Consider the following 22,137-nt stretch of genomic DNA (forward strand, 5'->3'; position numbering starts at 1 on the left):
TTGGTTTCATTTCTGCACATGCAGGATCACGCGCTGGGAAAATTCAGTGCCGTCCTCGGCCCGCGCAACCATGCGGATGTTCCAGTTGCCCGGCGCCAGTTTCGCCGGGGCAACATAGGCATCCCCGTCAAAGACGAACGCAGGTGTCTGGTCGTCTTTGACATGGGTCGCGCGCCCCAGCGTTGCGGTCAGGGAGGCCGCCTCCACCGGTGCGCCGTTGCGATCCGTGATCTCCAGCTTCACCCGATCCCCGACGGCGGAAGCGTAGACCGACCAGCCCAGCGCCTCCTGTGCCGCGCGGCGGATATCGAATTCCTGGCTGGCGACATAGGAGTTCTTCACTTCCAACCCCGGAAATGTCCGCACCGCACTCACCGCCATGTAGATATTCACCGCGATGATGATCCCAAAGCAGCCGACGCAGAGAGCGAGCATGTGCTTGCCGGTAAATTCACGCTGCTTCGCCGGTGTCTCAGTGGTCATGGGTCAGTTCCCCCGCCCGTTGAATGTGGTGTCGCGATAGGCGCGCTCGCCCGAACTCAGGTCCTCGACCCAAAGCCGCAAAGCGGTCGTATCCGCCTCAGCAGGTGCCGTGCCCCGCGGTGCAGTGACGTAGACCCGCTGCAGGCTGGCGGTATCGGCGGGCACCTCAACCGTAACACCCTCTTCGCCCTCGAGCGAGACCGCCAACGACTGATCGCCGACCAATGACAGCTCGAACATCCGGGCCTCGCCATTCTTGTTCGACAGACGCACGTCATATGTGTTGCGGATGGTGCCGTCCGACAAGGTCACAAAGGTCGGATTGCGAACCGGAGCCACGGTCATGTTGATGTCAGCGCGGATGAACAGCGCAAACACCAGCGCCAACCCCACGCCGCCCCAAAGCAAAGTGTACATCACGGTGCGGGGGCGCAGGACATGCTTCCAAACAGGGCGCGGTGTCTTGCCCGCACGTTCGTTTGTCTCATCCGACAGTGCCATGTAGTCGATCAGACCGCGCGGCTTGCCCACCTTGTCCATGATGTCGTCGCAGGCATCAATGCAGAGCGCGCAGGTGATGCACTCCATCTGCTGACCCTTGCGGATGTCGATGCCCATCGGGCAGACATTGACGCAGGCCATGCAATCGATGCAATCGCCCAGGTTTTCCGCCTCTTCCGACTTGCGATGCTTGCCGCGTGGCTCGCCCCGCCAGTCGCGGTAGCCAACGGTCAGCGTGTCTTCGTCCATCATCGCAGCCTGGATGCGGGGCCAGGGGCAGGCATAGATGCAGATCTGCTCGCGGGCAAACCCGCCAAAGAAAAACGTGGTGAAAGTCAGGATTGCCATGGTGGTATAGGCTGCGGGGTGCGCCTGCCCGGTCACCAGATCCTGCAGCAAGGTCGGCGCGTCGGCAAAGTAGAAGACCCAGGCCCCGCCCGTGGCGAGACCAATAAACAGCCAGGCCACCCATTTGGTCAGCCGCAGGCGGATCTTCTTGAAGTCCAGTTTTTTCTGCCGATGCAAGCGCAGTCGGGCGTTTCGGTCGCCCTCGATCCAGCGCTCCACCAAGATAAAGAGGTCAGTCCAGACAGTCTGTGGGCATGCATAGCCACACCAGACGCGACCCAGTGCCGAGGTGAACAGAAACAACCCAAGGCCCGCCATGATAAGCAGGCCGGCAACAAAGTAGAATTCGTGCGGCCAGATCTCGATCCAGAAGAAATAGAACCGCCGCCCGGCCAGATCCAGCAACACCGCCTGATCCGACAACTCAGGGCCGCGATCCCAGCGTATCCATGGCAGCAGATAGTAGATACCCAGGGTGACCGCCATGATCACCCATTTGAGAGTGCGGAACTTTCCCGACACCCGGCGAGGAAAGATAGGCTCCCGCGCGGCATAGAGGCTGGGGGTTTGGCTCGAATCGCTCAACTTCTGGCTCCGATCCTGTGACAGGTCTGATTGTGTTCTCCCAGAGGCCGCGGGTCGAGACTTTGACGTGGATCAAAAATCGCATCCCAAATGTGCATTTCGCACAAGTCGCGCGGCCAGCCGGGAGACCGCACTCGGTTTGTGCAGTCAGCTCAAAGCGGTAGATGCCCGCTCTCGGCGCAACCAGTTGACGAAATGCCGCGCACCGGGGCGCAACACGCCGGGACGGTGCACGATATGGTAGCCACGCCCTTGTTCTTCTTGGAAAAGCTCGATCAGCCGGCCTGCCTTGACGTCCGGCGCGACGAAATCGCGCACCGAGACGGCGACCCCCTGCCCGCCTCGCAGCGCCTCCATCAGAAGGTTTCCCGGCAACACGACTCGTCCCGCCTTCAGCCCGTCCTCAACCCCGCGTGAACGCAGCCAGACGGAGGCCTCGTTGGTGCCAATCTCCTCGAGCCAGGGCAGATCAAGCAAATCTTCAGGCCGGTTCACGCGCCGCTGGTCCAGCAGCCCGGGCGCAGCGACCACCGCCATTGGCGAGGGCAGCAGCATCTCGGCCTCAAGGCCCGGCCAGTTGCCATGCCCGTAGCGCAGCGCCACGTCGATCCCGCCCGGCGTCAATTGCACCACCTCGCCAGTGGGGTCGATGACCAGATCCACTGCCGGGTAGGCCTGTCGGAAACCAGCCAGTCGCGGCATCAACCAATGGGTCGCAAACATCGGTGTGCAGGTGACATGCAGCGGCTGCCCCGCCCCGCGCGTTGTCAGATCTTGCACCGCGACCCGAATGGCACCGAACCCCAGCGTCAATGCCTGTGCCAGCTGCTCGCCTTCGACCGTCAGACGCAGCGCCCGTCCAGAGCGATCCAGCAGCGGCACGCCCATATGCGCCTCCAGCTGCCGCAATTGCTGGCTGATCGCAGCGTGGCTGACGTTCAAAGCCACGCCAGCCTGTTGCAGCGTGCCGCTTTCGGCAAAGACCGCAAAAGCGCGCAGAGCGGAAAGCGAGGGCATGTCACGCCATTGCATATGTAAGCCATCCTTACATGTTGGATTTCTTCCTGACTCGCATAACCAAGGCCATCAGGCAAGTATGAGCGCAGATCCAGCGTGTGGATCCGCCGAAAAGGAGAGCGCCCATGTTAGTTGATATTTATGCTCGTACGATGCTGAACGCGACCCGTCACAGCGATCTGCCACAACGCCCACTGCCCGAGGCCTACAGCACTCCGCCCGCGGCCCCCGGCCTGCTGCGGCGTGTGTGGCGCCGGCTGACGGCGCTTCGGTCCCCTCTGGTCACACCGCCCAAGCCTTGCGAGCCCATGGCAGCGCCGTGCAAATAGAGACACGATGATATTGAGAGACGTATTGGCACCGATCTCCCGGGAAACGCACAAACAAGCAGGGGATCGGTGCCAGACGCGCCCGCCCTCAAATTGGGGGCGAGACGAAGCGGGGTTCAGACCTGACACGATAGTCTTCCCAACCATGGCCTGACCCCGTCTTAGGTCAAATTTGCCAGCAGTCGGGTACCGTCGCCTTGATGCAAATCAATCCAGGCGCGTTTTCGACGCTATCACCGGCGCCGACAGCAACGAAAAAGGCCGCCCCCGATGGGAGCGGCCGGTCATTTACGTTTGGACAATCTCGCGCGATTACTCGCCGCCGCCCAATTGGTGCACATAGGCGCTGACCGCGCGAATTTCCGCCTCGCTCAGACGTGTGTCCCAGTTCGGCATCACGCCAAAGCGGGAGTTCCACACCGTCTCGTAGAGGGTGTCGTAGTCACCGCCATAGAGCCAGATCGCGTCCTTCAGATTCGGCGCGCCCTGATAGATGTCGCCGGACGCATCCTCGCCGTGACACGCAGTGCAGTTTTCCTCAAACACCACTGCACCGGCCTGTACTTCGGAGGCATCATCAGGCGTGCCCGACAGCGACATCACGTAGTTGACCACCTGGCTGACCTGCTCTTTCTCCAGCAGCTCATCGCGACCAAAGGCCGGCATCGCGGAGTAGCGCGCGTCGTCGCTTTCCTCGTTGCGAATACCGTAGGAGACGGTGGTGTGGATATCCTCCATGGTACCACCCCAAAGCCAGTCATCATCCAGCAGGTTCGGATAGCCCTTGGCCCCCGCCGCGCCGGAGCCGTGGCACTGGGCGCACCACGTCTTGAACACAGCAGACCCAGCAGAAACGGCGTAGCCCTCAAGCTCCGGATGCCCCGGGATCGCGGCCAGTTCCAGCGCCTCCAGCTCTGCGTTGATGGGCGCGTTCGCGGTTTCAACCGCAGCGATCTCTGCTTCGACCTTGGCGCGCGAGGACCAGCCCAGCATGCCAGAGGTTGCTTCGCTGACCATCGGCCACGCGGGGTAGGCGATGGTATAGCCAACCGCCCAGACGATGGTGGCGTAGAAGACCAGGAGCCACCAGCGTGGCATCGGGTTGTCGAACTCCGTGATGCCGTCCCACTCATGGCCGGTGGTGTTGGGATCACCTTCTTGGATTTCGACTTTGTTGTCTTTGCCCGTATCACTCATTTCTGGGCCTCCGATTGAGCGGCGCTCTCGGTCGCCGGCTTGTCCGCATTGCGGAAGGGGATATTGGCTGTGTCCTCGTAGGCCTTGGTCGATCCGGGCCGAAAGGCCCAGATGATGACACCCACGAAGAACAGGAAGAGGAACAGCAGCATCCAGCTGTCAGCGAACTGGCGCAGCAGGGAATATGTTTCCATGGCTCTATCCTCCGCTTAACGGTTTGCGTCCGGCGTGAAGGTCGAGAAATCGACCAACGTACCGAGCATCTGCAAATAGGCGATCAGCGCATCTGCCTCCGAGACACCGGGCTGACCGTCAAAGTTACGCACATTGACGTTCTCCCCATAGCGTTCCAGCAGCCCGTCATAGTCACGATCAGGGTCCGCCTGTGCCAGGAAGTCACGCTGAGCCTGCTCTACCATGTCGTCCGTATACGGCACGCCGACGATGGCATTTGTGGCGAGCAGATCGCCGATGTATTTTCCGTCAACGCGGGTGCGTTCGAGGAAGTCATACTTCGGCATCACCAATTCCGGCACCACCGACTGCGGGTCACGCAGGTGATCAACATGCCAGTCATCAGAGTAGCGACCGCCGACGCGGGCCAGATCCGGCCCGGTCCGCTTGGACCCCCACTGGAACGGGTGGTCATACATCGACTCCGCCGCCAGCGAATAGTGACCGTAGCGTTCGACCTCATCGCGCATCGGGCGGATCATCTGACTGTGACAGACGTAGCAGCCTTCGCGGATGTAGATGTCACGCCCCGCCAGTTCGAGGGGGGTGTAGGGACGCATGCCCTCCACCTCCTCGATGGTGTTTTCCAGATAGAACAGCGGGGTGATCTGAACCAGGCCACCGATGGTGACAACGAGAAAGGAACAGATCAGCAGAAGCGTCGCGTTGGTCTCGAGGATTTTATGCTTGTCGAGAATTGCCATCTCTCCGGCCCTCCTTATTCAGCCGGGACCGCGACGGACAGGCTGGCCTCTTTGGCCGGCGCCCGACGAACGGTCATCCAGAGGTTGTAGCACATGACCAGCGACCCGGAGAGGAACAGAACCCCGCCCAAACCACGCATCACATACATCGGAAGCTTCGCAGCAACGGTGTCGGCAAAGGACCACACGAGGAAGCCGTTTGCATCCACTTCACGCCACATCAGGCCTTCCATGATACCAGTCACCCACATGGACGCCGCGTAGAGCACGATGCCGATGGTGGCGAGCCAGAAGTGCCAGCTGACCAGGCTCAGGGAGTAGAGGCGCTCGCGCTTCCACAGAACCGGGGTCAGGTAATAAAGCGCACCAAAGGTGATCATACCGTTCCAGCCCAACGCACCAGAGTGCACGTGACCAATGGTCCAGTCGGTGTAGTGGCTCAGCGAGTTCACGGCGCGGATCGACATCATCGGACCCTCAAACGTGGACATGCCGTAGAAACCGACCGAAATCACCAGCATCCGCAGAACGGGGTCGGTGCGCAGCTTGTCCCAGGCGCCCGACAGCGTCATCAGACCGTTGATCATGCCGCCCCAGCTGGGCATCCACAGCACGATCGAGAACACCATGCCAAGGGTCGAAGCCCAGTCAGGCAGGGCCGTGTAATGCAGGTGGTGCGGACCGGCCCAGATATAAAGGAAGATCAGCGCCCAGAAGTGGATGATCGACAGTTTGTAACTGTAGACCGGACGATTGGCCTGCTTCGGGATGAAGTAGTACATCATGCCAAGGAAGCCCGCCGTCAGGAAGAAGCCCACCGCGTTGTGGCCATACCACCATTGTACCATGGCATCCTGCACACCCGGCCAGACGATCACCGACTTGGAACCCCAGATCGACACCGGAATGGTCAGGTTGTTGACCACATGCAGCATGGCCACGGTCACGATGAACGCCAAGAAGAACCAGTTCGCCACATAGATATGCGGCTCCTTGCGGCGAATAATCGTGCCCAGGAAGACCGCCAGATATGCGACCCAGACCACTGTGAGCCACAAGTCGGTATACCATTCAGGCTCCGCATATTCCTTGGATTGCGTGCCGCCCAGCAGGTAACCGGTGGCTGCCAGCACGATGAACAGCTGATACCCCCAGAACACAAACCACGCCAGATTGCCGCCCCAGAGCCGCGCCGCGGACGTCCGCTGCACGATGTAGAAGGACGTCGCGATCAGCGCGTTGCCACCGAAGGCGAAAATCACCGCCGAGGTGTGAAGTGGCCGCAGGCGACCGAAGTTCGCAAACCCTTCGGACCAGTCGAAATTCAATACCGGAAAGGCGAGCTGAAACGCGATAAAGGTCCCCACGAGGAACCCGACCACGCCCCAGAATGCGGTTGCGACAACACCCGCACGCACAACTCCGTCGAGATATTCTCCAGTTACCGGAACTGGAACCGGTTCATCCGTCTTGCGCAGGGTTGCCAGAAACAGCCCCGCTGCGACGCACATCAGAATCACAGCATGCACCTGATAGGCCAGATCTCTGGCGTAGCCGGCGGCGACCATGAAGAAGATCGTCAATACGCCAAGCACTAACAGCTTGAGATAATTAGACATTTCATGCCCCTTTGAATGGTTCACCCGTTTTCACATCCCATGCAGGCAGAGGTCGGGCGTTGTTTTCTAAGACTCTGATGCCAGAGCCATCACTCTAAAACATTGATCTGCATCAAGATGCTCTCCTATGGGATGTGTCATGTCACCTCATGGGGAAAACCTGGCACGCGACTGTTGCAATGCCACACTCCTTCGCCGGAACCATTTGATTTGGGAAAGGGTCAGTCCATGACATACAAAACAATTCTCACCGTCCGCACCACGCCCGATGGCACCACAACCGCATTGGATCAGGCCGAAGCTATGGTGCGCCGCAATGACGGCCATCTCGATGTGCTGTGCCTCGGCGTCGACCGCACCAGAGTCGGGTATTACGACGGTGGCGCAAATGCGATTGCAATCAACACAATGATCGAGCGCGCGCGCGAAGATATGCAGGCCACCGAAGCAGCCGCCACCCGACATTTGCAAGCCACCGATGTGCCTTACACAATCTCCAACGCGATCACTCCGCTCGGCGACATTACCCGCGTCATGGCACATCACGCACGCTTCAGCGATCTTGTGGTGATGGAGCTGCCCTACGGTGATGGTCAGGGACCGGAAGTGGAACCGATCGTCGAAGCGGCGCTGTTCGATGCCCGCACGCCGGTCCTCGTCCTGCCGGAGAACAGCAGCTTGCCGGCGTCTCCCAAGACCGTGGTCGTAGCCTGGGACGAAAGCATTGAAGCGTTGGTTGCCGTGCGCAAGGCCTTGCCTGTCCTGCAGGCGGCAGATCTGGTGCGGATCGCGGTGATTGACCCGCCGCAACATGGCACGGAACGGTCTGATCCGGGTGGTCTGCTGTGCCAGATGCTGGCGCGACACGGCGTGGCCTGCGAGATTGATGTGCTCAGCAAGACCTTGCCGCGGGTCTCGGATGTGCTCAGCCGTCACGCGACCGACACCGAGGCAGAGTTGATCGTGATGGGGGCCTATGGCCACTCTCGGTTCCGCGAGTCGATCCTGGGCGGGACCACCCGCAATATGCTGGAACACGCGCAGCTGCCGGTGCTGATGGCACATTGACCCTGATAGCCGGGCGCGCGCGGCTTGCGGCTGCATCCCCGTGCGTTTCAGGCGCTCCATCTCGTTGGGGTGGCCTTTCGCCCCTCGGCTGACCGAACCGTTGCCATCCCGCAGCGGTTCGACGGGCACGCAATTCAGCATCCCACGGGTGCTGGGTCTGCGCGGCCGCGAAATAGTGCAGTCAGCGCGCTGGCCTCACGAACGAGAGCAGAACCTCCATTGTTCAGCGGGTTTCGAGAACCTGGCCGCCCTCGACTAAGCCGCCCTCAACAAAACAGGTCCGACAATTCGCCGAGCGGGCAGCGGACGTTTAGCCGACCAACCCACCATCACTGTCATCACCCGCTTCCTCGATCAGGCGGCGCATATCTGGCACTGTCACATGCCGCTTGCCCTCCAGCGAGATCACGCCAGCCTTCTTCAGCGCCGAAATCTGCCGACTGACCGTTTCCAGCGTCAGGCCGAGATAATCCGCCATCGCCTCCCGCGTCAGCTTGAGATCAAAGCTCACTGCGCCGGAGGATGGATCGGTGCTGAGAGACGCATCTCTCCGCGCGATGATCGACAACAGGCTGGCGATCTTTTCGCGCGCAGTCTTACGACCCAACACCAGCATCCACTCACGCGCCGCATCGAGCTCGTCCAGCGTCATTTCCAGCAGGCGATGCGCGATATGCGGTGTCTTCGCCAGCAGATCCTCGAAAGGTTTCTTTCTAAAGCAGCACATGACCACGTCTGTCGTGGCGACGACGTTATACGCCGCTCCCGCGCGCCCCGGTCGCCCCACAAAATCGCTTGGCAACAACAGCCCCACCATCTGGGTGCGCCCGTCCTCCATCGTCTGGGTCAAAGTCGCGATGCCAGAGACGACGGATCCGACAAAATTCATCTGGTCGCCTGACCAGATCACGGCCTGGCCAGCTTCATAGCTGCGATAGTATTTGATCGCATCCAAAGCTTCCAATTCGTCGCTCTCGCACCGGGCGCAGACAGCCCGATGGCGAATCGGACAATCCGCGCAGTCGGTCAATTTGTACTCTGCAAGGGTCATGCGCGCCTCTGGTTGATCTGTGTCAAAGCCGAAACTTTCGGTCGCCCCTACCTTATGCGCATGACACAGGAATCTCAATTGGCCCAGCTCGGACTATTCGACGCAAAGGTGCCCCGCTACACAAGCTATCCCACCGCGCCTCACTTCAACAATGACGTGAGTGCCGACCGCTTTGCATCCTGGATCGGCTCGATCACGCCCGGGTCAGAGATCTCCCTCTACGTGCATGTGCCATTCTGCCGGAGGCTGTGCTGGTTCTGCGCCTGCCGCACGCAGGGCACGCAATCGGCTTCTCCCGTGCGGGCCTATGTGGAGGTGCTGAAGCAGGAACTTTCCCTGCTGGCGCAACACCTGCCCGAGGGGGTGACCCTGTCGCGCCTGCACTGGGGCGGCGGCACGCCGACACTGCTGACGCCGGATCTGATGACAGAGTTGGCCGAGGCGATCTTTGCCGTGGTGCCGATGGCCAAGGGTGGCGAATTTTCAGTGGAGATCGACCCGAACGAGATCGACGCCGCGCGTCTCGATGCGCTGGCGACAGCGGGGATGACCCGCGCCTCCATTGGCGTTCAGGATTTTGATCCGGACATTCAGGAGACCATTGGCCGCATTCAGTCCTTCGATCTGACACATGACGCGGTCGAGATGATCCGCGCGCGCGGCATTGCCAGCCTTAACGCCGATATCCTCTTCGGACTTCCGCATCAGTCCGTCATGTCGATGACCGAAAGCGTGCAGAAACTTCTGTCGCTCTCGCCGGATCGGGTGGCTCTTTATGGCTACGCTCATGTGCCGTGGATGGCGCGGCGGCAGAACATGATCCCGACCGACAGCCTGCCCACGCCACAAGACCGCCTGAAGCTGTTCGAAACCGCGCGGCGGTTGTTCCTCTGGGATGGCTACCGCGAGATCGGGATCGATCACTTTGCCGCCCCGCATGACGGGCTGGCGATGGCAGAGCGCACCGGCAACCTGCGGCGCAACTTTCAGGGCTACACAGACGACCGGGCCGACGTGCTGGTCGGGCTTGGCGCATCGTCCATCTCCCGCTTCCCGCAGGGCTACGCACAGAACGCGCCGTCCACCTCCGCCTATACAAAGGCAGTGCGAGACGGGCAGTTCGCAACCACGCGCGGTCATATGTTCAGCGCCGCGGATCGGCTGCGTGGCCGCCTGATCGAGGCGTTGATGTGTGATTTCGCGATCTCATCCGACGACATCTTGTCCCGGTTTGCGATTACCCAAGCCGAACTGAGCGCGATGTATCGCGATGTCGCCGCCGCCTTCCCGGACATGCTGGACGTGTCGGCGGATGGCCTGCGCATCCGATCAGAGGGAAAGCCTTTGACCCGAATGATCGCGCGCCATTTCGACGCCTACGATCTCAGCAAGGCGGGCCACAGCTCGGCCATCTGACGCCTGCAGCCGGTCCCGCGCCGCGTCAGCGGCGCCCGGCCCAACGGGACGGGCTGCATTTTCAATGCAGCGTGGACGGGCGGGAGCCTCCCCCCTGCCCTTGGCGCCGTGTCCAGGGCGCAGCTGCGAGACTGTTCGACACATCATAGCTCAGCCGAGGGCGACCCGCGTTCTAAGGCGTCCCTGTCACCGCCGACAACAGATGCCGCGTGTATTCCTGTTGCGGGTTGGCAAAGACCTCTTCCGATGGGCCCTGCTCCACCACATCCCCGGCCTTCATCACCAGGATCTCATGCGACATGGCACGCACCACGTTGAGGTCGTGGCTGATGAACAGATAGGCCAGCCCGTAACGCGCCTGCAGGTCACGCAGAAGGTCGACGATCTGCACCTGCACCGTCATGTCAAGCGCTGAGGTGGGCTCATCCAGCACAACCAGTTTGGGGCGCAGCACCATGGCGCGGGCGATCGCGATGCGCTGGCGCTGGCCGCCGGAAAACTCATGCGGGTAGCGGTCCATGGCCGCCGGATCGAGCCCGACCTCCTCCATCACCTCTGCCACCAGTTCGCGCGGTTTGCGGTGCTGGTCCACCTCGTGAATCGCCAGCCCTTCGGAGATGATCTGCTGGCAGGTCATCCGGGGCGAGAGCGAGCCGAAGGGATCCTGAAAAACGATCTGCATGTCCTTGCGCAGACGGCGCAGGTTGCGCGTCGACCATTGGCGCAGATCCTGCCCCTGAAAGCGCACCTCGCCTTCGGACGCGATCAACCGCATGATCGCCAGCGCCATCGTGGTCTTGCCGGACCCGGATTCCCCCACGATCCCAAGCGTTTCTCCCGCCCGAACCGAGAGCGACATCGGGTTCACCGCCTTCACATGTCCCACCGTGCGTTTCAGAAAACCGCGCTGGATCGGGAACCAGACCTTGAGGTCCTTGGTCGAGACCAGCTCCTGCGCGTCCTGCGGCACCGGCCCCGGTCGCCCCGAAGGTTCAGCGGCGAGCAGCTTTTGCGTGTAGGCGTGCTTGGGATTGGCAAACAGCTCCGCCGTAGGGCCTTCTTCGACGATCTCGCCAGATTTCATCACGCAGACCCGATCCGCGATGCGGCGTACGATGGACAGGTCATGGGTGATGAACAAGAGCCCCATGCCCTCGCTTTCTTTCAGCTCGGCCAGCAGGTCCAGGATCTGCGCCTGGATGGTCACATCAAGCGCCGTTGTGGGCTCGTCCGCGATCAGCACGTCGGGTTTGTTGGCCAAGGCCATGGCGATCATCACCCGCTGGCGCTGCCCGCCCGACAGCTGGTGCGGATAGGCGCCAAGGCGGCTTTCGGCGTCGCGGATGCCGACCTTGTTCAGCAGGTCGAGAATGCGACCACGGGCGTCCTCGCCCATCACGCCCTGATGCAGCGCCAGCGCCTCTCCCAGCTGTTTTTCGATAGTATGCAGCGGGTTGAGCGAGGTCATCGGCTCCTGAAAGATAAAAGAGATGTCATTGCCCCGTACCTGTCGCAGGGTGCGCTCATTTGCACCGATCATCTCCTGCCCGTCGTAGGTAACTGACCCGGACACATGCGCACTGTCGCCCAAGAGCTGTACGGTGGAGAGCGCCGAGACGGATTTTCCGGAGCCGGATTCGCCCACCAGCGCCACGGTCTCACCGCGTGACAGCGAGAAGGAGACGCCCTTGACCGCCTCGGTCAACTGGCCGTCCTGACTGAATGCAACGCGCAGGTCCTTGACCTGAAGGATGGGGGACTGCGTCATTGGCCTTGCCTGCCCCGGCCGGTTGCCGAACGGTTCTCAAACCTCATGTCTGCACACGTCATGAAAAGGTCTTTCTCGGATCAAACGCATCCCGCACGCCCTCAAAGATGAAGACCAGAAGCGAGAGCATGATGGCAAAGGTGAAGAAGGCGGTGAAGGCAAGCCAGGGCGCCTGCAGGTTCTGCTTGGCCTGCAAGGTCATCTCGCCCAACGACGGAGCCGAGGACGGCAGACCGAAACCGAGGAAATCGAGACTGGCCAGCGTGCCAATGGTGCCGGTCACGATGAAGGGCAGCATGGTCAGCGTCGCCACCATCGCGTTGGGCAGCATGTGGCGGAACATGATGGTCATGTTGCCCACGCCCAATGCCTTGGCCGCGCGGACATATTCCAGGTTGCGGGCGCGCAGGAATTCGGCCCGCACCACGCCCACCAACGCGGTCCAGCTGAACAGGATCATCAGGAACACCAGAAGCCAGAAACCGCGCCCCAAGATCGCGAACATGATGATGATGACGTACAGCGAGGGCGTCGCCGACCAAATCTCGATCAGGCGCTGGAAGATCAGGTCCAGCCAGCCGCCGAAAAAGCCCTGCACCGCACCGGCAACAACGCCGATGAGGCTGGCCGCCGCCGTGACGATCAGGGTGAAGACGATCGACAGGCGAAATCCGTAAATCACCCGCGCCAGCACGTCACGCTTGGTATCATCAGTGCCCAGCCAGTTCTGGGAGTTGGGCGGCAGCGGCGCCGCACCAGAACGGTTCACCGGCGTGTCAAAGCTGTAGGGGATTGGCGGCCAGAGCGACCAGCCCTCGACAAAATCCTCGCCCGCGTAGGCCCCGGCGTCGATCTGCGCAAGGATGTCCTCGGGGGCATCAAAACAATCAAGACTGCCACCCGACGCGATCAGGCATTGCACTTCTGGATCGCGATAGACCGCCTCGGTCTGGAAATCGCCGCCGAAGTCGGTCTCCGGGTAGAAGTTCCAGATCGGGGTAAAGTAGTCGCCGCGGTAATTCACCAAGATCGGCTTGTCGTTGGCCAGCACGTCGGCCAGGAGCGACAGGCCAAACAGGACCACAAAGATTCGCAGCGACCAGAGCGCGCGGCGGTTGCGGCGGAAGTTGTTCCAGCGGCGCTGGTTGAGGGGAGAGAGAGCCATGACGTCAGGTTTCCCTCTGGGTTTGTGTCCGAAGTGAGTCGTGTCCGGGCACGAGACGGGACATCCCGCGCCCGCCTCCCGCCGTCGCGGTCGGGTTCCAGTTCAAAAGAGGTCGGTCAAAGATCACGCCTCAGCCCTCCCGCTTTTCAAAGTCGATGCGCGGATCAACCAGCACATACATGATGTCCGACAGGATCCCCACAACCAGCCCCATAAGGCCAAAGATGAACAGCGTGCCAAAGACGATCGGGTAATCCCGCGCCACTGCGGCCTCGAACCCGAGACGGCCCAGCCCGTCGAGCGAGAAGATCGTCTCGATGATCAGGCTGCCGGAAAAGAAGATCGAGATGAACACGCCCGGAAACCCCGCGATCACGATCAGCATCGCGTTGCGGAACACATGCCCATAAAGCACCCGGTTTTCGGTCAGACCCTTGGCGCGGGCGGTCATCACATATTGCTTCTTGATTTCGTCGAGGAAGGAATTCTTCGTCAACAGCGTCAGCGTCGCAAAGGCCGAGATGGTGGAGGCCAGCACAGGCAGGGCGATGTGCCAGAAGTAGTCACCGATTTTGCCCATCAGGCTGAGGCTCTCCCAGTTTTCCGAGGTCAGCCCCCGCAGTGGGAAGATCTGCCAGTAGGAGCCCCCCGCCAGCAGCACCAGCAGCAGGATCGCAAACAGAAAGCCGGGGATCGCATAGGCCGCGATGATGACGCCGCTGGTCCAGCTGTCAAAGCGGCTGCCATCGCGGAGCGCCTTTTTCACGCCAAGCGGGATTGAGATCATGTAGGCGATCAGCGTCGACCACAGGCCCAGCGAGATCGACACCGGCATCTTTTCCAATACCAGATCTATAACGCTGATATTGCGGAAATAACTCTCACCAAAATCAAACTGCACGTAGCTCCACAGCATGTTGAGGAAGCGTTCCAGCGGCGGCTTGTCAAAGCCGAATTCACGCTCCAGTTCCTCGATGAATTCCGGCGGCAGGCCCCGGGCCCCGGCATATTGGCTTTCGGCCTGACCGACGGTTTCGGCGCCCGCGTCATTGGACGCCCCGGAAAAGCCGCTAAAGACATCGCCGCCGCCTTCAAGCCGCGCGATCATCTGTTCGACCGGACCACCGGGGACGAATTGCACCAGCGCAAAGTTCACCACCATGATCCCGATCAACGTCGGGATCACCAGCAGAAGGCGCCGCAGGATATAGTTGAGCATCAGGGAGTTACCTCAGCGCGCCAGCATCGCGCAGCGCTTTGGCCTTGTCCTCGTTATACCACCAAAAGTCCAGATACCCGAGGCTGTAGGGCGGGATTACCGCCGGGTGCTCGAACTGGTCGTAATAGGCCACCCAATGATCCGGATTGTACCACAGCGGGATCATGATGAATTCGTGCCGCAGCGCCCGGTCGAGCGCGGTCATGATGGCGACCTCCTCTTCGCGGGTCTCCGCCCGGAGGGATTCCTCGATGATGCTGTCGATCAGCGGCGAGGCCAACCCGGCGGGGTTGAACAGCGAGTATTCCGCCGCCTCAGAGCCGAAACGCTGCGCCAACCCGGTGCCGGTACCAAGGAAGGAGGTATAGGAGTCCACCACCAGATCATAATCCCGCGCACGCTCGCGGCTGGTGTATTGGGCGGTGTCCACCACCTCGAAGTTCACAGCGACGCCAAGGCTTTCGAGGTTGTTGACGAAATTCTCCATCACCCCGCGCGTGGTTGGCGAAGACGACGAGGAGAACAGGAAGTCCAGTTCAAACGGCGCGCCTTCCGGCGTCACCCGCTTGCCATCGCTACCAACGGGATATCCGGCCTTTTCCAGCAGCGCGGCGGCCTTGCGGGCGTTGCGGCGGTCGAACAGGCGGGACGGCTCGGAGGTCACGGGCACATAGACTTCTTCCTCCAGCATCTCCGACGGCACCAGATCGCCGAGGCTGTCGAGAAACGCGCGCTCCGCGCCCTCCGGCACCCCTGTGGCCATCAATGGCGAATTCTGGGTGAAGGAGGCACGGCGTTCAAACAGGCCATAGAGCAGGCTTTCATTGGACCATTCAAAATTGAAGGCCAGCGCCAGTGCTTCTCGCACGCGCCTATCCTGGAAATCCGGCGACGCGAGATTGAAGATGATGCCTGAGGGGCTGGGCGGCGCGCCATTGGGCAGTTCCTCCAGCTTCACCGCACCGCTGTCGACCTTGGGAAAGTCATAGCCGCTGGCCCATTTCTTACTGTCGCCCTCGGCGCGGAAGGTATATTCGCCCGCCTTGAACGCCTCAAATGCAGCGGTGTCATCGGCAAAGATCTCCACCCGCAGCGTGTCAAAGTTGTGCCGCCCTTGGTTCACCGGCAGATCCTTGCCCCAGTAGTCCGGATTGCGTTTCAGCACGAGACGGCGGGACAGGTCGATTTCGTCAATGATATAGGGGCCGGAGCCCGGCGGGCCTTCAATCCAGTTCTCGCTCAACTTCTGGCCGGTTTCATCAAACCATTTCTTCGACCAGGCCGGCACCCCGCCCACCTGCTCGATCAGGCTGCGCCGGGAGATGCCGTCGGCGAAGTAGAACTTGATGGTGTGATCGTCGATCACCTCCACCTTCGGGATACGTTTGCGCACCGCGTCGGCATAGGATTTCAGCCCCTGATCCAGCAGAAGGTTATGACTGAAGGCGATGTCATGGGCGGTGACCGGCGTGCCATCAGAAAACTTTGCCTCCGGGCGCATGTGGAAGATCACCCAGGATTTGTCCTCCGGGTACTCCACGCTTTTGCACAGCAGGCAGTAGGACTGGCCGTATTTATCCGCAGGCGCGGCATCGGCCAGCAGGCTCTCATAAGGGTAGACGGAAAACGCGTGCGCCCGGCCCTTACCCGAATAGGGGTTCATGCTGTCGAGCGTGCCGATGAAGGGAATCGCCAGCTCGCCGCCCTTCGGGGCCTCCGGGTTCACATAGTCGAAATGGGTGAAATCTGCCGGGTAGTCGAGGTTACCATAGAAGGAATAGCCATGACTGGTGATCACATCCGTCTCGTCAGCGCTGCGGGCGGTCACCGCGGAGGTCAGGAGCGCCGCGGCAGACAGGAGCGCCGCACTGGCCAGAGGCTTGATCCATGATCGGTCGCGGGATTTCGCAGTCACTGTTGTCGTCACATGCACGCGTCTGATCGTCATCTGCCTAACCCTTCTTATGCGGCACCTCTTCATCGGGGCTCTGTGGTCCCGGTGCCTTGTTCTGTTACCGTCGAAGCTAAATGTCCGGACCTGTTGTTTTCAAGCCGAGAATGCGCGCTCGCATTGATTTGAAAGCAGATCACCGCCGATGTGGCGCAGCAACGAAGCATTTCAATACCACCACCACCCAATGGCCTTGGAATCCGGCGCGACTTGGGTGGTGCAATTCATGCGCCACATCCGAATGCAAAAAGGCCACAGCAGAAGCTGCGGCCTTTTGAGAATATTCCGATATTCTGACTGGATTTAGAGACTGATCCGATCAGTTCCCCAAGCTTTCAAGATAGGCAATCAGATCTACCCGATCACCAACTTTCTTCAGACCTGCAAAGGACATGGTTGTGCCGGAGGCATAGGCCGAAGGCTTGGTCAGGAATTCGTTCAGCTCTTCTGGCGTCCAAGCTCCCTCGAGCCCGACCAGCGCGCCAGAATAGCTAAATCCACCGATCGACGCGATGTCGCGACCGACGACTCCGTCAAGATGCGGACCCGTTGCGTCGGTGCCATCAACCTTGTGGCAAGCCGAGCACTTGCGGAACACTTTGGAACCCTTGTCGACATCTGCCTCAGCCATCAGCGTTGCAAAGTCCACTTCGGGTTCGTCGCTCGCAGCGCCAGCATCGGCCACTTCGATGACGTAGGACGCCTCGCCGTGTGCTTCAACGTGGTAAAGCTCCTCGGCAACCCATTTGCCCAAGAGGAACACAAGGAACGCGCCGCAAAAGCCTGCAGTCGCTTTGGTGAGTGTCATCGTGTCAAACATGATAGCGAGTCCATTTCAGCTGTCTTGCAGGCTGTGTAAGGGTTCCCCTGACAACTGGCAAGGTATAGACACCGCGACTAAACGACCATTTCCTCAAGTTTTTGCAAAGATGACGCAACCATGAGACAGAAAATCGCGATCCAAGGCGAACTTGGTTCCTATAGCCACGAAGCCTGCCGCAACAAGCGCCCCGATATGGAGGTGCTGCCCTGCCGTGGTTTCGAGGATGCGATAAATGCTGTCCGCTCCGGCGAAGCGGAACTTGCGATGCTTCCGGTGGAAAACACCACATATGGGCGGGTTGCGGATATTCACCGGCTGTTGCCGCATTCCGGGTTGAGGATCATTGATGAGGCTTTCGTGCGGGTTCACATCAACCTGCTTGGCGTGCCCGGTGCGACGCTGGAGGATATCAAGGAGGCCCATTCCCATCTGGTCCTGCTGCCGCAATGCGCGGGCTTCCTGCGCGAGCATGACATTCGCGGCCGGGTCAGTCCCGACAACGCCCGTGCCGCACGCGAAGTCTCTGAACGCGCCGATGTGACCCATGCCGCGCTGGCTTCGGAGTTGGCGGGCGAGATCTACGGCCTCAACGTGTTGGCGCGCCACATCGAGGATCAGGGCAACAACACCACGCGCTTTCTGACAATGTCCCGCACAGCTGATCTCAGTCGACGTGGCGACAAGGGCATGATCACCAGCTTTGTCTTTCAGGTCCGCAACATTCCCGCCGCTCTGTACAAGGCCATGGGCGGCTTTGCGACCAATGGCGTCAACATGACCAAGCTGGAAAGCTATATGGTCGGCGGCTCTTTCACAGCGACACAGTTCTACGCCGACATTGACGGCCATCCAGAGGACGAGAACGTCAAGCGTGCGATGGATGAACTGGCCTATTTCACCACCAACATAGAGGTTCTTGGCGTCTACCCTGCCGATCAGATCCGTTGACCGGACTGCCTCCAGAAATGGAGCGGCAAATCCAATCGGCGCGGTAGAGCTGTTAGGCATGACATGGAAACCGAAACGACAGTCTCCAATCAAAATCTCCGACGTTCCGACCTGGAGCGCATCGTAGAGACCGGCGAGGTCGCGCGCCTCGAAGACTGTGATCTCTCCGAACTTGATCTGGCGCGGCTTGAATGCTCCGGCTGGCAATTCGTGCGATGCAACCTGAGCCGAGTATCCTTCAATGGCGCACAGCTTGAGGAGGCCGGTTTCGCCAACTGCCGGGCTGGTGGCAGCAGCTTTATCGACGCTTCCCTGCAGGAGGCCGAAATCGAAGGCGGAGATTTCAGCAACACCGACTTCAGAGGAGCGACGCTGACCTCTGCCGGACTGCGCCAATGCAAGATGACAGGCGCGGATTTCACCGATGCACGTACGCTCGGGCTTCGACTGGAAGCGGTGCTATTGCGATTTGCGATCCTGCCGAAGCTGTCCTTTCGCAAAACAACCTTGAAGGACGTGGATTTCACGGAGGCCGACCTCAGAGGCTGTGACTTCCGTGATGCTGTTTTCGAGGCAAGTTCGCTGCGCGATGCCCATCTGCCTGAGTGCCGGTTCGAGGGTGCCGACCTACGCGGCGCCGATCTGGGTGGTGTAAAGCTCACAGATGCCCGACGTTTCGCAGGAGCCGTGATCTCAAAGCGACAGGCCGCTGATCTGCTGGGCCAACTTGGACTGACGGTCCTGTAGCGCGCGCCGAACCCTCAGTGACATCGGCTCTTGTGAGTGCGATCTGCAACGACGCAGGAGGCCCGCGCGAGGCCCAATTTCCGAGTGCAGGCCTCCCGCCAGCCTGGCGCAACCGCGCATGCCGGATGTGGACAGGATGTGAAGACCAAGCCACATTCAGATCAGGCCCGATGTCCTCTTAAACAAAGGCGTCAGGCCACATGCGTCGCCGTCTCAGTATCCTCATTCTGCTCGCAGGCGATCAAACGCATATCATCGCGTGTCATAGGCTGACCAAAGTAAAAGCCCTGCACGGAGGCGCAGCTTTCGCCGCGCAAGAAGTGCAGCTCGTCTTCGACCTCGACCCCTTCGGCGAGTACCGGAATGTCCAGCGCCGCGCCAAGAAGCAGGGTTGAGCGTACGATAGCGGCCCGCTGCGCGTCCTTGTGCACATCCTGCACAAAGCTGCGGTCGATTTTGATCTTGTCGAACGGAAAGGCCTGCAACGTGGCAAGCGATGAATACCCTGTGCCGAAATCATCCATGGCAATGCGGATACCAAGCGCCTTGAGCTTGTGCATGACCTTTAGGGTATGCGCCTGATCGTCGATGATACTTGCCTCCGTGATCTCCAGCTCCAGCCGCTCTGCGCTGACGCCGGTTTCCATCAGGATATCCATCACGTCCTCGATGAAGGACGGCTGCACCAATTGTTGTGGCGCCACGTTCACGGCAACACTGAAGGGGCGACTCCAATTGGCGGCTTCACGGCAGGCTTCGCGCAGCACCCATCGGCCGATATCGCGAATAAGCCCGGTTTCTTCTGCGACCGGAATAAACTCATCCGGCGCAATCCGACCACGCACCGGGTGGTTCCAGCGCAGCAGCACCTCGAACCCAACGGGCGCCAACGTCTCAAGCGCATTCTGCAGCTGATAGACCAGCTCGAATTCATCCCCCTGAAGTGCCAGACGTAGATCATGCACCATCTGGGTCTTTTCACGACTACTGCGATCCATCTCTGCGTTGAACGTGCAGATGGGCGTGTCCGGTTCTGATTTGGCCCGATACATGGCGACATCGGACTTATACAGCAAACCTTCGGGATCGCGGCCATCCTCCAGCGTCGTGGCAATTCCGATGGACGCACCGACCCGCAGCGAGACCTCCTCAAGATCAATCGGCTCGATGATCTCAGCATGCAGACGCTCGGCAAAGCTCAGCACCTCTTCGATACGGCGAAAGCCCTCTTTTATGGCCACAAACTCGTCGCCCCCAATTCGGGTAAGATATTCCCCCTCGCTCAGCTGCCGGGTCAGGCGTTGCGAGACCTGCATCAGCACGGTATCGCCAACAGCATGGCCATAGACATCATTCACCTCCTTAAAGAGGTCGAGGTCGATGGTCATGATGGCAACCCGTGCGACTTCGTTCTCGTTCAGCCGGAGTTTGAGGGCTTCCAGCCTGCGGGTAAGCCACATGCGATTGCGCAAGCCGGTCAGCGGATCATGCATCGCCGCAAGTTGCAGCTGATTGCGGGTCTCGTCCTCCATATTCACCTCGATGCTGGCGGAGGCGACCGCAATCAGCAGGATGATCCCGGTGACCCCGAAGATAAGCATCGCCATTGCCGCTTCAGACATGGCCTTTGGCGGCACCTCGACAGCAGAATCCAGGCGTATTTCGATCGCGCTCATGCCGGTGAAATGCATGAGACAGATCGCTACGCACATCAGCAGCGCAGGCAAAATCCGCCCGCGCAGTCCGCTCCGCTGTCTGGCGATCCCCCAATAGGACGCCGCCCCGAACCCGATGCCCAGAAGCACTGACACCACGACGGTTCCCAAGCGCCAGTCGATGGTGCCGGGCAGCTGATAGGCCTGCATCCCCACGTAGTGCATCGCCGAGACTGTCAGCCCAACGACCGCGCCCGCCAAGATCGGTCCAACCGCACCGCGCGCGAAGGCGAGCCCCGCGTTGGCGGCTAGCGAGCCCAACACTCCGACCAGAAGCGACACCCCGGTCAGTACCGGCTCATATGCGTGGTCATAGCCCGGCTCATAGGCCAGCATCGCGATGAAGTGGGTCGACCAGATTGTGGCACCCGTGACCAAACCGGCCAAGGGCAGCTGCACCAGACGCCGTTTTCCGGTCCATTGGGTCAACCTTGTTGACATATGCGCGGACAGGGCCGAGCCGACGATACAGATCAGGGCCGCGACCGCGACAAGACCATAGTGGTGTTCCTGCGTGATGCAGTCCAACAAGCGGTACATTTTTGTTTCCTCAGGCCGTGCCGTCCATGCTCCGACCCTGAGGCAAGCTACTTAACAAATGCTCTAGTATACCGAGGAAAGGCGTAAAAAATGCTTACAAATATAGCTTACTGCTGGCTCAAACCGGTCTGTTTCCCAAGCTCCGAAATCTGATCTCGCGAGGACATCGATTGCCCTAAGCGCAGGTCGCTCTGCACGCTCGGGGTGTTTTCTTTTGCACATCAAGCAGATCGGGCCAAACGCTCTTCGGTCTGCCTTGCAAATTCGGCCACGCGCGTGCGGAATTTGCGGTTCAACTTGTTCCGCGCCAGTTTTAGCGATTGCAGCAAAAGGCGTGCCGCCAGTGTCTTGGGCTTCAGGTCCACGCGGACGGTCATCCGCGTCCGTTGCGCAGACAGCGCCATCAAGTCCACCTTCAGATCACCGCTCATGCCGTTCCCGACCGCTGCAAAGGAAATCGTGTTCGGAACGTCGTAGTCGGCGACATCAATCCGTACCCGGCGTTCTGACCCGCGAAAGTTAAAAGTGACATCCCAGTACAACCCGTCGCGTGGCGCGGCAGTGTCGCCATGGCGTTGCACATCAACACCACGCCGAATCGCGGAGCGTTCGAAGCTTTCAAAATCCGAAATTGCCACGAACAGGTCCTGGATCGGGCAATCTGTGTCTTCTTTGGTTTCGAAATGCATAAGCGATGGAGCTCCGTAAC

At 60.4% G+C, this 22,137-nt stretch carries 19 protein-coding genes; 4 read left to right on the forward strand and 15 right to left on the reverse strand.

The window, feature by feature from the left end:
• Positions 1 to 6 precede the first annotated feature (6 nt).
• The 7 genes from R1T40_RS13200 to ccoN form a co-directional block, all read right to left on the reverse strand.
• Positions 7 to 483 (reverse strand): FixH family protein, encoded by a 477-nt coding sequence (locus tag R1T40_RS13200; protein ID WP_106161537.1) that lies wholly within the window; start codon positions 481 to 483, stop codon positions 7 to 9.
• Between the two features lie 3 nt (positions 484 to 486).
• A complete protein-coding gene (ccoG, locus tag R1T40_RS13205) occupies positions 487 to 1,917 on the reverse strand; it encodes a cytochrome c oxidase accessory protein CcoG (protein ID WP_317384447.1) in 1,431 nt (476 codons plus the stop codon).
• 147 nt (positions 1,918 to 2,064) lie between these two features.
• Positions 2,065 to 2,949, reverse strand: a complete 885-nt coding sequence (locus tag R1T40_RS13210) for a LysR substrate-binding domain-containing protein (protein ID WP_106161533.1) — start codon at positions 2,947 to 2,949, stop codon at positions 2,065 to 2,067.
• Between the two features lie 626 nt (positions 2,950 to 3,575).
• Positions 3,576 to 4,460 carry a cytochrome-c oxidase, cbb3-type subunit III gene (gene ccoP, locus R1T40_RS13215; protein WP_317384448.1) on the reverse strand — a complete coding sequence of 295 codons (885 nt, stop codon included), beginning with the start codon at positions 4,458 to 4,460 and terminating at the stop codon, positions 3,576 to 3,578.
• Positions 4,457 to 4,654, reverse strand: a complete 198-nt coding sequence (locus tag R1T40_RS13220; RefSeq protein WP_106161527.1) for a cbb3-type cytochrome c oxidase subunit 3 — start codon at positions 4,652 to 4,654, stop codon at positions 4,457 to 4,459. Before R1T40_RS13220 ends, ccoP begins: the two co-directional genes overlap by 4 nt.
• Before the next feature lie 15 nt (positions 4,655 to 4,669).
• On the reverse strand, positions 4,670 to 5,398 hold the full coding sequence (ccoO, locus tag R1T40_RS13225; RefSeq protein ID WP_317384449.1) for a cytochrome-c oxidase, cbb3-type subunit II: 729 nt from the start codon (positions 5,396 to 5,398) through the stop codon (positions 4,670 to 4,672).
• 14 nt (positions 5,399 to 5,412) lie between these two features.
• Positions 5,413 to 7,017, reverse strand: a complete 1,605-nt coding sequence (ccoN, locus tag R1T40_RS13230) for a cytochrome-c oxidase, cbb3-type subunit I (protein ID WP_106161523.1) — start codon at positions 7,015 to 7,017, stop codon at positions 5,413 to 5,415.
• 228 nt (positions 7,018 to 7,245) lie between these two features.
• Here ccoN and R1T40_RS13235 point away from each other — a divergent pair, with 228 nt between their 5' ends.
• Positions 7,246 to 8,085: a universal stress protein gene (locus tag R1T40_RS13235; protein ID WP_317384450.1), complete on the forward strand. Its 840-nt coding sequence runs from the start codon at positions 7,246 to 7,248 to the stop codon at positions 8,083 to 8,085.
• A 310-nt stretch (positions 8,086 to 8,395) separates the two neighbouring features.
• Here the strand turns inward: R1T40_RS13235 and fnrL are convergent, their stop codons facing one another.
• Complete coding sequence (gene fnrL, locus R1T40_RS13240) at positions 8,396 to 9,136, reverse strand: transcriptional regulator FnrL (RefSeq protein ID WP_106161519.1); 741 nt, start codon at positions 9,134 to 9,136, stop codon at positions 8,396 to 8,398.
• A 60-nt stretch (positions 9,137 to 9,196) separates the two neighbouring features.
• Between fnrL and hemN the strand changes: the two genes are divergently transcribed.
• Positions 9,197 to 10,552, forward strand: coding sequence for an oxygen-independent coproporphyrinogen III oxidase (hemN, locus tag R1T40_RS13245; RefSeq protein WP_317384451.1), 1,356 nt, complete (start codon positions 9,197 to 9,199; stop codon positions 10,550 to 10,552).
• Positions 10,553 to 10,724: 172 nt separating this feature from the next.
• Here the strand turns inward: hemN and R1T40_RS13250 are convergent, their stop codons facing one another.
• The 5 genes from R1T40_RS13250 to R1T40_RS13270 form a co-directional block, all read right to left on the reverse strand.
• Positions 10,725 to 12,320 (reverse strand): ABC transporter ATP-binding protein, encoded by a 1,596-nt coding sequence (locus R1T40_RS13250; protein ID WP_317384452.1) that lies wholly within the window; start codon positions 12,318 to 12,320, stop codon positions 10,725 to 10,727.
• A 58-nt stretch (positions 12,321 to 12,378) separates the two neighbouring features.
• Positions 12,379 to 13,485: an ABC transporter permease gene (locus R1T40_RS13255; RefSeq protein WP_317384453.1), complete on the reverse strand. Its 1,107-nt coding sequence runs from the start codon at positions 13,483 to 13,485 to the stop codon at positions 12,379 to 12,381.
• Positions 13,486 to 13,615: 130 nt separating this feature from the next.
• Positions 13,616 to 14,704, reverse strand: a complete 1,089-nt coding sequence (locus R1T40_RS13260; RefSeq protein WP_106161514.1) for a microcin C ABC transporter permease YejB — start codon at positions 14,702 to 14,704, stop codon at positions 13,616 to 13,618.
• 7 nt (positions 14,705 to 14,711) lie between these two features.
• Complete coding sequence (locus tag R1T40_RS13265) at positions 14,712 to 16,652, reverse strand: extracellular solute-binding protein (protein WP_317384454.1); 1,941 nt, start codon at positions 16,650 to 16,652, stop codon at positions 14,712 to 14,714.
• A 322-nt stretch (positions 16,653 to 16,974) separates the two neighbouring features.
• A complete protein-coding gene (locus tag R1T40_RS13270) occupies positions 16,975 to 17,475 on the reverse strand; it encodes a c-type cytochrome (RefSeq protein ID WP_317384455.1) in 501 nt (166 codons plus the stop codon).
• 120 nt (positions 17,476 to 17,595) lie between these two features.
• Between R1T40_RS13270 and R1T40_RS13275 the strand changes: the two genes are divergently transcribed.
• A complete protein-coding gene (locus R1T40_RS13275; RefSeq protein WP_106161508.1) occupies positions 17,596 to 18,426 on the forward strand; it encodes a prephenate dehydratase in 831 nt (276 codons plus the stop codon).
• Between the two features lie 63 nt (positions 18,427 to 18,489).
• Positions 18,490 to 19,173: a pentapeptide repeat-containing protein gene (locus R1T40_RS13280; RefSeq protein WP_317384456.1), complete on the forward strand. Its 684-nt coding sequence runs from the start codon at positions 18,490 to 18,492 to the stop codon at positions 19,171 to 19,173.
• Positions 19,174 to 19,364: 191 nt separating this feature from the next.
• Here the strand turns inward: R1T40_RS13280 and R1T40_RS13285 are convergent, their stop codons facing one another.
• Together R1T40_RS13285 and R1T40_RS13290 are read right to left on the reverse strand one after the other, a co-directional pair.
• Entirely contained in the window at positions 19,365 to 21,428 is a 2,064-nt protein-coding gene (locus R1T40_RS13285; RefSeq protein WP_317384457.1) for a putative bifunctional diguanylate cyclase/phosphodiesterase, read from the reverse strand.
• 221 nt (positions 21,429 to 21,649) lie between these two features.
• Complete coding sequence (locus tag R1T40_RS13290) at positions 21,650 to 22,117, reverse strand: SRPBCC family protein (RefSeq protein WP_317384458.1); 468 nt, start codon at positions 22,115 to 22,117, stop codon at positions 21,650 to 21,652.
• Positions 22,118 to 22,137 lie beyond the last annotated feature (20 nt).

The organism is Tritonibacter scottomollicae (assembly GCF_032924845.1).
Taxonomy (GTDB): Bacteria; Pseudomonadota; Alphaproteobacteria; order Rhodobacterales; family Rhodobacteraceae; genus Epibacterium; species Epibacterium scottomollicae.